At 44.9% G+C, this 15375-nt stretch carries 14 protein-coding genes; 6 read left to right on the plus strand and 8 right to left on the minus strand.

The window, feature by feature from the left end:
* Positions 1–6: 6 nt before the first annotated feature.
* The 5 genes from IW644_RS02835 to IW644_RS02855 all read right to left on the minus strand — a co-directional run bounded on the left by IW644_RS02835 (position 7) and on the right by IW644_RS02855 (position 5845).
* Positions 7–825, minus strand: a complete 819-nt coding sequence (locus IW644_RS02835) for a sulfite exporter TauE/SafE family protein (protein ID WP_179983038.1) — start codon at positions 823–825, stop codon at positions 7–9.
* A 122-nt stretch (positions 826–947) separates the two neighbouring features.
* Positions 948–2525: a gamma-glutamyltransferase family protein gene (locus IW644_RS02840; RefSeq protein ID WP_269916319.1), complete on the minus strand. Its 1578-nt coding sequence runs from the start codon at positions 2523–2525 to the stop codon at positions 948–950.
* A gap of 203 nt (positions 2526–2728) precedes the next feature.
* Entirely contained in the window at positions 2729–4012 is a 1284-nt protein-coding gene (locus tag IW644_RS02845; RefSeq protein WP_269916320.1) for an amidase, read from the minus strand.
* A 281-nt stretch (positions 4013–4293) separates the two neighbouring features.
* Complete coding sequence (locus tag IW644_RS02850) at positions 4294–4857, minus strand: DUF924 family protein (RefSeq protein ID WP_179983041.1); 564 nt, start codon at positions 4855–4857, stop codon at positions 4294–4296.
* 154 nt (positions 4858–5011) lie between these two features.
* Positions 5012–5845, minus strand: coding sequence for a MurR/RpiR family transcriptional regulator (locus IW644_RS02855; RefSeq protein WP_269916321.1), 834 nt, complete (start codon positions 5843–5845; stop codon positions 5012–5014).
* Positions 5846–6280: 435 nt separating this feature from the next.
* Between IW644_RS02855 and IW644_RS02860 the strand changes: the two genes are divergently transcribed.
* Positions 6281–6907, plus strand: a complete 627-nt coding sequence (locus IW644_RS02860) for a CPBP family intramembrane glutamic endopeptidase (protein WP_179983043.1) — start codon at positions 6281–6283, stop codon at positions 6905–6907.
* Positions 6908–6954: 47 nt separating this feature from the next.
* Complete coding sequence (locus IW644_RS19995) at positions 6955–8499, plus strand: mechanosensitive ion channel domain-containing protein (protein WP_442864412.1); 1545 nt, start codon at positions 6955–6957, stop codon at positions 8497–8499.
* A 10-nt stretch (positions 8500–8509) separates the two neighbouring features.
* Here IW644_RS19995 and IW644_RS02870 read toward each other — a convergent pair whose 3' ends face one another.
* The 3 genes from IW644_RS02870 to IW644_RS02880 form a co-directional block, all read right to left on the minus strand.
* Positions 8510–9901 carry a DUF3080 family protein gene (locus IW644_RS02870; RefSeq protein ID WP_269916322.1) on the minus strand — a complete coding sequence of 464 codons (1392 nt, stop codon included), beginning with the start codon at positions 9899–9901 and terminating at the stop codon, positions 8510–8512.
* Positions 9898–10659, minus strand: a complete 762-nt coding sequence (locus IW644_RS02875) for a pteridine reductase (protein WP_269916323.1) — start codon at positions 10657–10659, stop codon at positions 9898–9900. Before IW644_RS02875 ends, IW644_RS02870 begins: the two co-directional genes overlap by 4 nt.
* A gap of 65 nt (positions 10660–10724) precedes the next feature.
* On the minus strand, positions 10725–11609 hold the full coding sequence (locus IW644_RS02880; protein ID WP_269916324.1) for a fructosamine kinase family protein: 885 nt from the start codon (positions 11607–11609) through the stop codon (positions 10725–10727).
* A gap of 471 nt (positions 11610–12080) precedes the next feature.
* On the opposite strand from IW644_RS02880, the gene thrS reads away from it, so the two are divergent.
* From thrS to rplT, 4 genes are all read left to right on the plus strand, one after another.
* Positions 12081–13997, plus strand: coding sequence for a threonine--tRNA ligase (gene thrS / locus IW644_RS02885; RefSeq protein ID WP_118489586.1), 1917 nt, complete (start codon positions 12081–12083; stop codon positions 13995–13997).
* A gap of 112 nt (positions 13998–14109) precedes the next feature.
* Entirely contained in the window at positions 14110–14649 is a 540-nt protein-coding gene (infC, locus tag IW644_RS02890) for a translation initiation factor IF-3 (RefSeq protein WP_179985174.1), read from the plus strand.
* A 118-nt stretch (positions 14650–14767) separates the two neighbouring features.
* A complete protein-coding gene (gene rpmI / locus IW644_RS02895; protein WP_012518091.1) occupies positions 14768–14965 on the plus strand; it encodes a 50S ribosomal protein L35 in 198 nt (65 codons plus the stop codon).
* Positions 14966–14983: 18 nt separating this feature from the next.
* The gene (rplT, locus tag IW644_RS02900) at positions 14984–15340 is read left to right on the plus strand and encodes a 50S ribosomal protein L20 (protein ID WP_012518092.1); all 357 of its coding nucleotides are present in this window, start codon (positions 14984–14986) and stop codon (positions 15338–15340) included.
* Positions 15341–15375: the final 35 nt, after the last annotated feature.

The following is a 15375-nucleotide window of genomic DNA, read 5'->3' on the forward strand; positions in this document are numbered from 1 at the left end:
GCACTCCTAGATAAGCACTTGCGCTAGCATGCGCAAGCCAGTGATGATGAGAACAACGGCGAAGATTTTTTTAAGTAAACCAGCGTCTAGCTTGTTGGCAATGGTCGCGCCGACTGGTGCAAATAAAACCGTTAGCGGAACAATGCACGCAAAACCTAGCAAGTTTACATAGCCGTATGTTGCGAAGGGGGCGTCAGCAGGTGTGGTTCCTACGAATAACAATGTAAGTGCTGCGGGTAGCGAAATAATTAAGCCGACCGCCGCAGCAGTTCCCACAGCTTTGTGCGCTGGGTAATTACAAAAAGTGAGTGTAGGCACGGTTAGCGTACCGCCGCCAATACCCACCATAGAGCTAAATAAACCAATACACGTTGCCATTACTGACTGACCTGCACGGCCCGGTAGCCCTTTAAATAGCGCATCTTTTTTGCCAATAAGCATATTGATGGCAGATAAGGTTGCGATAACGCCGAACAACAGGGTCAAGAACGTTGGGTTAACCACGGTTACCGCATAGCTTCCCGCAAGTACCCCAATTAGAATAAATACTGCCCATGCTTTTAGCAGCGCAAAGTCGACGTTGCCTTTACTGTGGTGAGCGCGAATAGAGCTAACTGAAGTAGGGACGATAGTCGCAAGCGACGTGGCCGTGGCAATAACCATGGCACTTTCAGGCGACACGCCAAGTGCTTGGAAAAGAAAAAATAGTACCGGCACAATAACAATACCGCCACCTACGCCAAGCATACCTGCTAGTATGCCGGCAAATACGCCCGTTCCCGCGAGCGATAATATAACCGTGAGGTTATCCATTAAAAACTGCATGTGATTTCTATCTCTTTAACAATTGCTATTTAAATACTTTGTATGCGTTAAGCTGTTTAAGAAGCGTCTTTGCAGACGCTTCACAGTAAACGGGGTTGCGAAGCGAAGGTTTTAAAACAAACCTAGCGATGACCGAAGTAAGCTTTGCCGTCACTTCGTGGGTCGCTCGCGCCGCTAACCGAGCCCTCTGTGTCGCGAATAATGGCACCCGCGTGGCCCATAAGTTCGTTGCAAGGGTCTACCGTTACCATATCGTGCCCCCTTGCCAGTAAGCTCTCGCCCACGTATTCAACTAAATCACGCTCTGCCTTTAAGTTGTGGCTTTGATCGCCCCAGGTTCTGCCAAGTAACCATCGACCAAGGGAAATCGCTTTGTCGATAGGCTGTCCGTGGTAAATATGGCGGGCAAATAGCGCGGCTTGGGTTTGAGGTTGACCCTCACCACCCATGGTGCCGTAACTCATACGGCGTCCGTCGATAAGCTCGGCAAACGCAGGGTTTAAGGTATGGAACGGCTTTAAGCCAGGCGCTAAATATTGGTTACTGTTTGAGTCTAGCGAGAACGAAGTGCCTCGGTTATTCCATACAATGCCGGTTTGTGGGCTAACTATGCCTGAACCAAACTCCCAATAAAGAGATTGTATGTAGCTCACCATGCGACCTTCTGAGTCGCAGCAGCCCATCCATATGGTATCGCCATGCTTGGCTTCGTGTGGCCACGGCAATGCTTTATCTAGTGAAATGTTTTTCACCATTTCATCAAGTGCGTCGTCACTTAACAGGCTTTGTAAATTTACCGGGGTACGAGACGGGTCGGTTACATTCGCGTTACGGGCAATGAAAGCTTGTTTGGTACATTCAATAAGTAAATGCACCATATCTGCATCGGTATTGCCTAAATGCTGAACCTTGTCATAAAGTGCCAAGATAATAAGCGAGGCTATACCTTGCGTTGGTGCAGGTAGGTTATAAAGCTTGCCTTTGCTGGTAGATACTGACAATGGCTCAACAATCGTTGCTTTGTAATTGTTGAAATCTTCAAGGCGAATAGGCGAGCCAGCCGCTTCTAAGTCTTCAGCCAGTTTTGCCGCTAATTCACCATGGTAAAAATCATCAAGCCCTTTATCTGCCAAATGCTTTAAGGTTTCTGACAGCTTTGTCAGCTTTAAAATTTTGCCTTTTTTAAGCGCCTTGCCTTTAATTAAAAATTGCGCGAAGTTTTCATCAGCGCTTAGCTCGTCAAAGGTCTTGTTACTGGCATCAACTAAACTTTGAGTAACTTCAATACCCCAGTTAGCTTGGCTTATCGCCGTATCAAACAACGTGGTTAGTGGTAAACCGCTTTGCCATTCATGGCTTATATCTAGGGCAGCTTTCCAACCGGCCACTGCGCCGGCCATGGTCAATGCAGACTTGCCGCCTCTGCTTGGTATGGCATCGCTACCTTCGTAAAATGCGGGTGTTGCGCCTTTTGCTGCTACGCCTGATGCATCGATACCAATAGGCTTTTTGCCCGGCTCACTGATGAGCCAAAATCCGTCACCGCCCATGCCGTTCATATGTGGGTATTCAACGGCAATAGAGGCTGCAGCGGCTACCATAGCTTCAATAGCGGTACCGCCTTTTTCTAGTATGTTTAAGCCCACTTGTGATGCTGCGAAGTGAGGGGCTGTAAACGCAATATTAGGTTTTTCACTCATAATTATTTCCTTCAAAAACTCAGCAACCACGCCATTGTGTTTAGCCCTAGTTAGTCAATAGCTAGGTAAACAGACGTGTTGTCTCGTCTTACTTCCGTTTCTTCTTTCAACTTAAATGCGATAGCGCGCTCTGTGCTTTACTTTAGTGCGGCATAACCGTCACTTAAATGAAGTTAAACAGATACTTTGCGCGCTTTACATCTTTAGCGAGTGGTTAGCGTTTTAGCTAACGCGAGAAGTGCAAGATCGTTGCCTTTTTTACCCACAAGCGATAAACCGCATGGGGCATTGTGTAGGGTGAACAACGGTAAATGAAGCTGGGGTAAACCAGCAAGCCCTGCTACTGCCGTAAGCGCGAGCAGAGCGTTTCTATCATTTGCCAGAGTCGTATCATCGGCGTCACATCGAGGTGCAACACCAGGTGTTGTGGGAATAACCAAAACATCTATTTCTCCAAATAGCCTAGTTAAATGGTTTCTTACCACAGTTTGCTGCGCTTTAGCTTGTTCTACATCTTGTGTTGTTATGGTTTTACACCAATCTAAGCGCAACATAATATCGTTAGCGATGTCGGGTTGAGTGTTTTCAATCCATTCGCCATGCTGCTGCCAAATTTCACTGCCTTGTAAAGTGCGAAATGTAGCGGCGGTTTGTAACTTGTTTAAATCAACTTGTGTTTCTGACAGCACAATACAATTATTGCTGTCTTCAAGAGTGTTAAGCCAGGTTTGGCAAAGCGATGTATGAGCGGTTTGCTCAAATAAGTGTGCGGCTATACCCAAGCGAGGTTCGTTAGGTATGTCACTTTGCGTAGCACTATCAAGACAAACATTGGCTACCTTTGACAGTGTATCTAAATCTCTCGTCATCCATCCCACAGTATCGAACGATGGTGCAAGGGCTACCATGTTGTCGCAAGCCACAGCGCCATGGGTGGTGCGAAGCCCCCATAAACCCTGATAGCTAGACGGTACGCGTATAGAGCCACCTGTATCTGTGCCGAGACCAATATCGGCAAGGTGTGCGCTGACCGCAACCGCAGAACCCGACGAAGAACCGCCAGGAATATGAGCTGGCGCTACCGGGTTCACAAGCGTTTCATAATGCTTATTTTGCCCGTGTAAGCTGTAGGCAAGTTCGTCAGTAATGGTTTTACCTTTAAACGCAGCACCTGCTTTAAGCATATTCGCTACACAGCTATTCGTACTTTTTGGTACGGGATGCGTTGCCAACCAATCTGGGTTGCCTGCTGCTGTTGGTAAACCTTCAATATCGAATAAATCTTTTACCGCAAGCCCTAAACCGCTTAGCGGTTTTTTAACATCGCACGCTTTTGTTGAATCTTCAGTTACCCCTTGGCTTGCCCGGTTATTTAAAGACGACATTTCGCCCTCACCGTTATTAATGCCATTAAAGGTTGTTTCTAAGTTTTCAATCGCCTGCGTGAACTTTGCATCACAGGGCTTTAGGACAAAAGGAGAGCTCACAGCGCGTTACTTATCAATTATTGTTTCTTTATTAGTCTTTCCTTCATGAAACAACTGTTTCACCATAAAGTCAAGAGAAACGATCGTTGCTTTTCGCTTCAATAGAAATAATTACTGAAAAGGTATAAAAGAAAACGTGAGCGAGAACGCAAAGGAAGGCACTGTTACAGCGGGTTACGGTTAAGCAGCCTTACCAAGCTGTGTACTATTCTCTGCGTTTTCTCTGGGCTATTTGAATGGGGTAAATAGCTTGGGATATGCGTAGTTGTGCCAGTTAGTAGCTAAAAGCCTTGAGGGTTTTCTTTCAGAAAGGCAGCTTCTTCGGCTGTAGATTCACGGCCTAACACTGAATTTCGGTGAGGGTAGCGTCCAAACCTTTCAATGACCGCCTGATGGCGTTTCTCAAAAGTGTATTCTTTCTCAAGCCCTTCTTGAGAGAAGAGTTCCAGCGCTACGTCGTGAATAGCTAACGACTCGCTATGCATAAAAGGCATGTACAGAAACGCCCGTTGTTGCGGGGTAAGCATTTTGTCAGCTTCTACACTTACCGCTTCTTGAGCCAATATCAGCGCTATACTGTCAGCACTAAATGCATCTGGCTGATTGCGATAAATATTTCGGGAAAATTGATCAAGAAGAATAATTTCGGCAAGCCTACCTGTGGCCGTAGCGCGCCAAGGCCAAAGTTCACCACGCACAGCCGCTGTGCGCAACGTAGAAAACCGTGAAGCAATGGTTTTATCTAATGCTGCATCTTCTTTAAACCATTGTTCAGGTGACAGTTCACCAAACCAAAAGTCTAGTACACCGTTAGCCTCTTCCATGACTACTCGCGTTTTATCCATATTCACCTCAACTACACGCTTACTGCAGTAAAATTAAAGTCATTAAGACTTATACTTCTTTTTATCGAAAAAGTTCCATTTTCGCTTGCGAAATCGTAATTGTGTGCTACGACCGCCTTTATAGTATTGCTTAAAAAGTGTTCTATGGGAAGGGTTAACGTTTAGGACTTTCTAGTTCATCCATCTGAATGTAGATATCAGTAATGGCATCTACACGGTCTGCGGCCTTGCTACCTAATGCGTCGTAGGTAAGGTTACACAGAGATGCGACTAAGCTCATAGGCGCGGCGTAGCTATCGAAAGGAGAGTCGCTGCCAATGTGGGTTACAAGCAGGTGGTCTACATCATTGCGATAACCTTGGCCTGTAGGGTCGGTTATTAGCACAGTTTTGCAGTGTTTTATGCTGTTTAAAACAAACTTGAACTGGCGGGTCCTACGACGGAAGCCGAAAAGTACCACTAGATCATTTTCTGTGAGGTCAATAAGATCTTCGCTAAGGGTCTGCCCAGGTTGGGGAAGTACGCGAACCGATGTCCTAATTTGCTTAAGCTGCTGTCTAAAATGAAGGGCGATTGGGTAAGCGTTGCGAAACCCAATTAAAGTAACCTGACCTGCTGAAGCAAGCAGTGTAGCTATATCTTTTAGTGCATCGGACGATGTACCGTCGAATGTATTAGCTAAATTTTTACTATCACTTTCATGCTGTAAAACACTGCTTGATGGGTTTACTACAGGCACGCCCTGCTCACGTAGTTGCACTAATGCGTCTTTGGCTTGTTGGTGCGACTCAAAGCCCAGCTGGCGAAAGAACCGACTTACCGTGGCTTTCGAAGTTCCTGTTTTTTCTGCAATGAATGAGGTGGACTGGCTAAGCACAGCGATAGGGTTTTGCTGAATGTAATGCGCGATAGATTTGCCCGAAGGTGACAACGCGGCATAGTGTTTTTCAATCTGTTGTAAAACGTCGCTAGGGCTATTTTTTGTCATTGGTATCGCCTTATACATCTTGTGCAATTATTTCACGACTTTTGTTCGATATACAATCACCACGTGAAATCTACTAGTTAATTCCACTGAAAATCACCGAGGATTACGAAGATAAAAGCGAGAATAACGAATAAATAGTTTATTAAATGCCGTCCTTCAAACTTTATCTACCGAAACCAAATTTAAAAAGTTTAGAGCCAGTAATGGCTTACCTAAACTAACGCCTTTATTGGGCTAAAGTTGCATCTAATTATTTCTTCAAGCCCTACATTTTGGCACTACACTTTCATACTTACTAACGGTAAAAATTCACGAAAGTGTCATCAGTTGGTAATTATTTTGTTGGCTTAGCTGTTTTGCTGTTTTTCTAGGCACACCCGATTTACTGGAAAGGTCTTCAGCGAGTTCAGCGTGGTTTTAGGAAAGAGGTGAGTTGTGGCAAAGCTGTGGTCTGAATTGATCTTGCTATTTGTAGCAGTTCCTTTTGCCGTTCTTTACTGGATTAAGCATTTTGCAGATTACCTCATGCCTATTTTAGGGGTAATGGGGCTTTGCTGTTTGGCTGTCTTGTTAGCAGATAAACAATTTAAACGAATTAAGTTGTGGCATTGGGAAGATTATCGAATACATTTTAAAAGTACGCTTAGGCTATTTTTGCCGTGGGCGAGTTTACTAGCGCTTGTGGTTTACTTTTTAAAACCCGAACTATTTTTGCACTGGCCTATGAATCAACCATGGATGTGGGTAGCGACATTGCTGATTTACCCCATAGTGTCGGTTATTCCACAAGAGATTATTTTCCGTACCTATTTCTTTCACCGTTACAAGCGTATTTTGCCTTCCAAATACGCAAGATGGGGGCTAAGTACTTTTCTATTTGGTCTAGCTCATTTGGTATATGGAAACTGGATTGCAGTAGTAGTTTCTTGGATTGGCGGTGCTATTTTTGGCTACAGGTATATGCAAACAAACTCAACGCCTGTTGTGGTTATTGAACATGCCATATGGGGAAGCTTTTTGTTCACCATTGGGTTGGGATCTTATTTAGTTATTGCTTCGTAACAACTTTTGTTAATAACAATCACACATGAACACCAAGGAGTAGGGTTATGTTCAGTGCTTTGCAAACTTTGCTATCAACAATCGCAGATAAGTGCTTAGAGAATAGTTTTTTTTCCAGCGGCTTAGCCGAAAGTTTAAGCGGCGTAGCTACAAACTTAAACGGCATAGCGCTGAAATTAAAAGAATTAGCTTTCAACCCCTTCACACAAACTTTGCTTCAGCAAGATGATGACGCTGGTGCGATAACTAGCTTATCGAGCGCTCAGTCGTTGCTCTCGCAGCTGTGGGATAGCTTTATATATCGTTTGCCAGGCATGGCGCTAGGCATAGTTATTATGGTGGCGTTTATTCTTTTGGCGCCACACGTTGCAAAGGTTTTAGTTAAGCCGTTAACGCGTACTACCACATCTCCGCTTTTGCGCTCAGTAATACAGCGAAGCGTTAGTTTGCTTTTAATACTACTGGGTATTTATCTTTTTCTGTTCTTAGCTGGGCTTACCGGCTTTGCCATCGCGGTAGTGAGCGGTACCGGTGTCGTTGGGCTTATTCTTGGTTTCGCATTTCGCGATATTGCAGAGAACTTTATTTCAAGCCTTTTACTTACCATTCAACGCCCGTTCCGAATAGGCGATATCGTACAAATTAATGACTTCACCGGCATTATTCAGAAAGTGACGGCACGCGCGACAACGCTGGTGGATTTTGACGGCAACCACATACAAATACCCAACGCGACCATTTACAAAGGCGTGATTAAGAACTTAACCGCTAACCCGCTTATGCGAGGCCATTTTGTTATTGGGGTAGGTTACGACGCCGACATACAAGATGCGCAGCGAATTGCCCGAGAGGTTACAGCAGAGCAAGGCAATGTTTTAAGCGACCCTGAACCGCAAATTCTTATTGACGAGTTAGGCGCTTCTACATACAACGTAAAAGTTTACTTTTGGGTGGATGTAGAGAAAACCAGCGTATTAAAAATGGCTTCTGTGCTAATGCGTAATATCACGCAAGCGTTCTTAGATGCGAATATTAGTATGCCGGATGATGCTCGAGAACGAATATTCCCAGAGGGTATGAACCTTAGTATTGAAAAAAGCGAACAGGAAGGCTCGCAACGTCACGAAGACAATACAGAAGACAGCCAAGAGCTAAAACCAGAACTTAGCTCGGAACTAAACCCAAAACTAGACCCAGATGGCAAGGAAAGAGTATCAACAGGGTTCTCTGGGGGAAAAGAATCGGCCCAAGAAGTTGCGGCTGAACATTCAAGTGATAAAAGTGATAGAGCTAAAAGCAGTGAAAGTGCTGATAACTTGAAGAGCAAGAGCCAGAATAAGAACAAGAGCAAGAACCCGTTAGGCCACAGTCCTGCCGGTGATTATACCGTTGAGCCTTCAGGTACTTCAGCGCACAGCAACGAGCAGCAACAAACTGATAGCCACAAAAACGATAGCCATAAAGGCAATAAGCAAACAGAGAATCGCCAACAGCCAACATCTAATGAAGATGACGTATCATCAGAAGCCCATGAAATAAGAGAGCAGGCCCGCAAGTCGAGAGACCCAGAGGCCGGTGAGAATATTCTCTAATACCGGGGCGTTAAACCGGTGGTACAGGTGAAAGGTTACACCTGCCAAGAAACCCTTGCCACAGGTTAACATGGGCTTTCATAGCGCGACTGTATTCATCAAAACCGTCTTGAGATTGCTGTTTGATATAGAGTTTGAACTCTTCATGTAATGAAGGCTGTTTAAGCCAGTCTTCCCACAAGGGAGCTAGCTTGTAATGGTATTGATTTACCAAGCTTCCCACGGGCTGTATTTCTTCAATAAAAAATAAGTAAAACACGTTTCGCAGTATCTTAGCTTTATCACTAGCGCGGCCTTCCGGGCAGCTCACTGCACCAAGTTCATTGGTTAGCATGTTTGTAAGCAAAGAAAGGTTTTGCGTTAACGTTTGTTGTGTATGCCACAGCGTAGCGGGTAATCGAGCTGAACGTATAATTTGTAGCTGTTGTTCTAACTCGCTGCTGTCGATAAGGCTTTCATCGCTGTTTATTGAGTTCTCATTAATAACCTCGTCACTGGCGCTACCTGTAACACCTTCAGAAGCATTGCCAACGAGGTTCTGTTCAGCTGTTAACGTTTCAGCGCTTTGCTTTGGTGCCGTTTCGCCATAAGAAAATGACATATTATTCAAGCTGCTTAGGTAAAACAGCGCATTAACGCTTGAAAGGGCGTCTTTATTATTTTCAACGGAAAAAAGACGTTCAGGGGTGTTTAGCGCCAACCTTAATTCTTGGCTTCCTTGAATAAGGTTCGCCCACGTTTTGCTGTAATCTTGGGACTTTTGTTCACGCCACGAAGCAATCGTTTCGGCCAGCGCCTTATTTTTTTTAAGCGCGTTTTTATCTGCGCTTTTACTATCACTTGCCCTGTCACTTACCCTGCCACTTGCTACTAATGCGGCCTCACAGCTTTTCAAAACACTAAGCAACTTGCTTTCATAAGCTAGTCTTTGAGACGGCAGCTGGCTTTTTCCCAACGATGTATTGCGCTCGGCAACCACAGTGCCTAACTCACAATCTTGCAGTGCATAAAACTCGCGCAAGTTAATGCTAACACCCTCTATAGTGTGTTTTAGCGTTGCTGAGTCGGCCAGTTTAGGAAGTGGGGTAGTGATCTTGTCGTTGAATGTATCGGGTAGGGGCGTGTCTAGTACTCTAGAAAGACGTTCTGCATAATCTTCAATGCTCTGCTTTACCGTATTGCCCCCAAAGCACCCGAACAAGGTAACTATGCCTGCGCTGACAATGCTGATGCGGCAGAGTTTTATGAATCTACCGCCGCTGTATATATTTGTATCTTGGACGCCGCAAGAGCTTTCTTTCTGATAGCCGCGTGCGCTGTTATTCCCATAGCCGCAGAGGCTTTTATTCTTACAGCCGCGGGCGCTTTTCAATTGAAACGTCAGGTTGCGTAAAGCCTTCATGCTGATGCACCAGTATGAAGGCCGCGACCACCGTCAACATAGATGATTTGCCCAGTGATATAGGCCGCCGACACTAAAAACGACAGCGTATTAGCAATGTCTTCAGGTGTACCTAGTTCGCCCAGCGGAATGCTTGATAGCAGTTTGTCTTTTTCTGCATCATCCATTTCCCGCTCTGGCCACAAAATAGCGCCAGGGGCGATACCATTTACACGTACGTTAGGAGCTAAATCTATAGCTAACGATTGGGTAAGCGAGGCAAGTCCCGACTTAGCAATCAAATAAACGCTGTGGCTGGGCAGGGGCCGGTCAATATGCATGTCGACCATGTTGATAATGCAACCTTTGTTCGCTTCCAAAGCGGGGGCTAGCGCTTGCGATAAAAACAGCGGCCCTTTTACGTTGCTTCCTACTAGAGAATCCCAGTCATCTTCTGAAATATCACCCACGGGCGTGGGGTAAAAGCTTGAAGCATTGTTTACTAACACATCTAGCTGACCCCATACATCTAGTGCCTTTTTGCCTAGCGCCTTTACTTCGTCTGAATTGCAAAGGTTGGCTTGTAGGCAGGCGGCAGAATCCGGTCGTTGACTATTTAGCTTTTCAGCCAGCGCAAAAGCATCGTCTTTAGAGTGCCCATAATGAATGATAATGCGATAGCCTTCATTGTGTAGCTTACACGCCATGGCGGCGCCTATTCGTTTAGCTGCCCCAGTAATCATTGCTACAGGAAATGCAACAGGGCCTGAATTTGTCATAATAAAAGCTACTCTCTATTTTAAATCGTTTGGCGGTTGTAGTAAGGCTTATGTACTGCGCTTTTTTAATGCCTATAGATGTCTTCTAATATTTGTTCGGCTTGCGCAATATAATGCGCGCCGAATAATAACCCGTGATTTAAAATATGGTAAAGCTGGTAAATTGGTTTTCTTAAAGCGTAATTTTTTTCAATTGGCGTGTGCTGATGGTAGCCATCAAAGAAGGTATCAGGGAACCCACCAAACAGTTCAGCCATAGCAAGGTCTGTTTCACCGTCGCCAACATACACGGCAGGGTCGAACAAAACGGGCCCTTTTTTGTTGAAGCCTGCGTTACCCGCCCATAAATCGCCGTGAAGCAGTGAGGGGTGGGGTTGATGTAAGCTTAGAAGGTGTTTTACTTTCGTAATAATATTATCAATATCGCCGTTTTGTTTTGTCCATAGCCCATTCAATGACAAGCGTTCTAACATACTGCCAATGCGTTTCTCGGCAAAAAAGTCGGCCCACGATGCCATGCGTCCGTTGGTTTGCACGCTGGCCCCAATATAGTTGTCGTGGGGCCAACCGTAGCTGGTGTAGGCGTTAACGCTATGTAGTGCAGCAAGCTGCTGCCCTAGCGTAAAATAATCGCTTACAGCAGGCTCAACAAATCGTATATGAGAAAGTACTAAATACTCCATATTGGGCGATTCGTTTGCCGTAATACCGTGACAAATAACCTGGGGCGTACAAATGGTTTGTGTATTGGCAATAGCAGTCAGCCCTTCAGCTTCATGGGAAAGTTGCTGGGTGTCGTCGTAGCGCCTCGTTTTTACAAAATACCTGTGGGTCTCATCTTTTATGATGTAGCTTTCGTGAGTATCGCCACCGCTTACGCGCTCGGCCCTTTGGCAGCTAAAAAATTGCTGGGTCTCATCTGAAATATGTTCGCTGATAAAGTGCCACATATTACATACTCTGCTTGGTTTAATGCTTAAGCCCAAGGCGGAAAGGGTGTTCTGCAGCTATTGGCCTAATGTAATTTGATTTGCATACAAGGGGCTTGTTTATTCACCATTATCGCCTTCAACTAAAGTATGGGTTAAAAATGGTGAAATGCATAAGTTACGACATCAAATCTAATTAAAAACCTATTTGATATAAACAATGACACACTAATTAGTGAATAAAGGCTTTTCAATATTGAAGTTGACCATACACTGGTTATAATCCACCACTTGCTTTAACACGGCTTGATTTATAAAAGCTTATTAAACAAGCGCACCGCATGTGTTCTACCGTTACGCTATTTTGGATAGCTAATGTAGATAGCTAGCGTGGATTAGTTAAGCAAGTTTCGAGTGCTAAAAAGCACGATTAAATTTATCAAATAAATGCATGTGGCGCAGAGTAGGCGTCACCACTGTAAAGGAATTAAAATGCCTGTAATTACCCTTCCTGATGGAAGCCAACGCGCTTTCGATAACGCTGTTTCTGTACTAGACGTTGCAAACGATATTGGCCCTGGTTTAGCCAAAGCAACCATTGCAGGGAAAGTAAACGGTGAGCTAGTTGACGCCGTTGATATGATTGACGCGGACGCACAACTTCAAATTATTACTGCAAAAGACGATGAAGGGTTAGAAATTCTTCGTCACAGTTGCGCGCACTTGTTAGGTCACGCTATTAAACAGCTTTGGCCTAACACCAAAATGGCTATCGGCCCAGTTATCGACAACGGTTTTTATTACGATGTTGATATGGAAGAAAGCCTAACCCAGGAAGATTTAGCCAAACTAGAAAAGCGTATGCTTGAACTGGCTAAAACCAATTACAACGTGGTTAAAAATAAAGTGAGCTGGCAAGAAGCACGCGATGCATTTGAAGCACGCGGTGAAAGCTACAAAATGGAAATTCTTGATGAGAACATCAGCAAGGACGACCGCCCAGCACTTTATCACCACGAAGAATACACAGACATGTGTCGTGGTCCTCACGTGCCAAACATGAAGTTCTGTCACCACTTCAAACTAATGAAAGTGGCAGGCGCTTACTGGCGTGGCGACAGTGACAACAAAATGCTTCAGCGTATTTACGGTACTGCATGGGCTGACAAGAAGCAGCTTAAGTCTTACCTACAGCGTTTAGAAGAAGCGGAAAAGCGCGACCACCGTAAAATTGGTAAAGCACTTAACTTATTCCATTGGCAAGAAGAAGCGCCGGGCATGGTGTTCTGGCACAACGATGGTTGGTCAATTTACACCGAACTAGAAAGCTTTGTGCGTAAGAAGCTGCGCGAATACGGCTACGACGAAGTAAAAGGCCCATTAATGATGGACCGTACGCTTTGGGAAAAATCGGGTCACTGGGACAAGTACGCAGAAAACATGTTCACCACTGAATCTGAAAAGCGTGAATATGCTGTTAAGCCGATGAACTGCCCAGGCCACGTACAAATTTTCAACCAAGGTTTGAAATCGTACCGCGACCTACCGCTAAAAATGGCGGAATTTGGCTGCTGTCACCGTAATGAGCCATCAGGCGCACTACACGGTCTAATGCGTGTTCGTGGCTTTACGCAGGACGATGCTCATATTTTTTGTACGGAAGAACAGATCCTACAAGAGGTAAGTGACTGTATTAAGATGGTATATGAGACATACGCAGCGTTTGGTTTTGAAGATATCAAAGTTAAGCTGTCTACTCGCCCTGAAAAGCGTGTAGGTGCTGACGAGATTTGGGATAAATCTGAAGCTGCGCTTGCGGAAGCACTTAAAGCCAACGATATCGAATTCGATTATCAGCCTGGTGAAGGTGCGTTCTACGGGCCGAAAATTGAGTTCACGCTGCACGATTGCTTAGACCGTGCATGGCAGTGCGGCACCGTACAGCTAGATTTCTCAATGCCAGGTCGTTTAGGCTCTACTTATGTCGCTGAAGATGGCGAGCGCAAAGTACCGGTAATGATTCACCGCGCTATTTTGGGTTCACTAGAACGCTTCATCGGTATTTTGACCGAAGAATTTGCAGGTTTCTTCCCACTTTGGTTAGCACCTCAGCAAGTTGTAGTAATGAACATTACTGACAAACAAGCTGATTACGCATCAAATTGTGTAAAAAAACTGCAAGATTTAGGGTTTAGAGCAAAGTCTGACTTGCGAAATGAGAAGATCGGCTTTAAAATCCGCGAGCACACGTTAAAGCGTATTCCATATATGCTAGTTGTGGGCGATAAAGAAATGGAAGCGGGCGAAGTAGCAGTGCGCTCTCGTCGCGGCGACGACCTAGGCAAAATGAGCCTGGAAGACTTTATTGCCATGGCTCAACAAGAAGTTGTAGAAAAGACAATTAAATAGTTGAGCAATTTGTGTATAATGCACAAGTAAGGTGTCTGCTTTTGGTTTTACTTTAGGTCAATCGACCATCCCAGAAGCAGACAAAAGAATTAAATGTTTGGAGGAATAGCACATTAAAGGCGCTAACAACAAGGCTCAGGGCGACAAAGCCCGCATTAACGATGAGATTAAAGCCAGAGAAGTAAGATTAATTGGCAAAGACGGTGAACAGGTTGGTGTGGTTTCGCTAGCAGATGCTACGCGTGCCGCTGAAGAAGCGAGCCTAGATCTAGTAGAAATCAGTCCAAATGCCGAGCCGCCAGTCTGTAAAGTTATGGACTATGGCAAATTCCTCTTCGAAAAAAGTAAAGCTCAAAAAGAGCAGAAGAAAAAACAGAAGCAAATTCAGGTCAAGGAGATTAAATTTCGCCCTGGCACTGATGAAGGCGATTACCAGGTAAAACTGCGCAACCTGCGTCGCTTTCTTGAAGGTGGTGATAAAGCCAAAGTTACGATCCGCTTCCGCGGTCGTGAAATGGCGCACCAAGACATCGGTATCGATCTACTAAATCGCGTTAAAGGTGATTTGGAAGATATCGCTACATGCGAATCTTTCCCACGTCGTGTGGAAGGCCGTCAGATGATCATGGTGCTAGCCCCAAATAAGAAGTAGTAACGGTCTAAAGTTTTAAGGAATCTGCACCCTTAAACACCTTGCTGCTAAACATTAGCCGGTATGAAGTGACTGCAACACGAAAAATACCGATATTAAACAATGCGGAGTTTTAGCAATGCCTAAAATGAAAACTGTAAGCGGTGCCGCCAAACGTTTCAAGAAAACGGGTTCTGGCCGCTTTAAAAGCAAACAGTCTCACTTACGTCACATTCTGACTAAGAAGAGCTCTAAGCGTAAACGTCACCTTCGTGGCAAAAAACTGGTTCATGACTCTGATACCAAATTGGTTCAGCGCATGTTGCCTTACGTATAAGACTTAGGAGACTGATTAATGGCTAGAGTAAAACGCGGCACTATCGCACGTGCTCGTCACAAAAAAGTCCTCAAGCAGGCAAAAGGTTATTACGGCGCACGTTCACGTGTATATCGCGTAGCGGTACAAGCTGTAACTAAAGCTGGTCAATATGCTTACCGTGACCGTCGTCAGCGCAAGCGTCAATTCCGTCAACTATGGATTGCACGTATCAATGCTGCTGCACGTCAAAATGGTATGTCATACAGCCGTTTCATTAACGGTTTGAAGAAAGCGTCTGTTGAAATCGATCGTAAGATCCTTGCCGACATCGCAGTACATGACAAAGCAGCTTTCAGCGCACTAGTCGAAGCGGCTAAAGGCGCATTAGCTTAATTATTAACTAATTAAGTTTAAGTTCTTTCGGAAAA

Origin of the sequence: Alteromonas sp. PRIM-21 (assembly GCF_027563165.1) — a bacterium.
Taxonomy (GTDB): domain Bacteria; phylum Pseudomonadota; class Gammaproteobacteria; order Enterobacterales; family Alteromonadaceae; genus Alteromonas; species Alteromonas macleodii_A.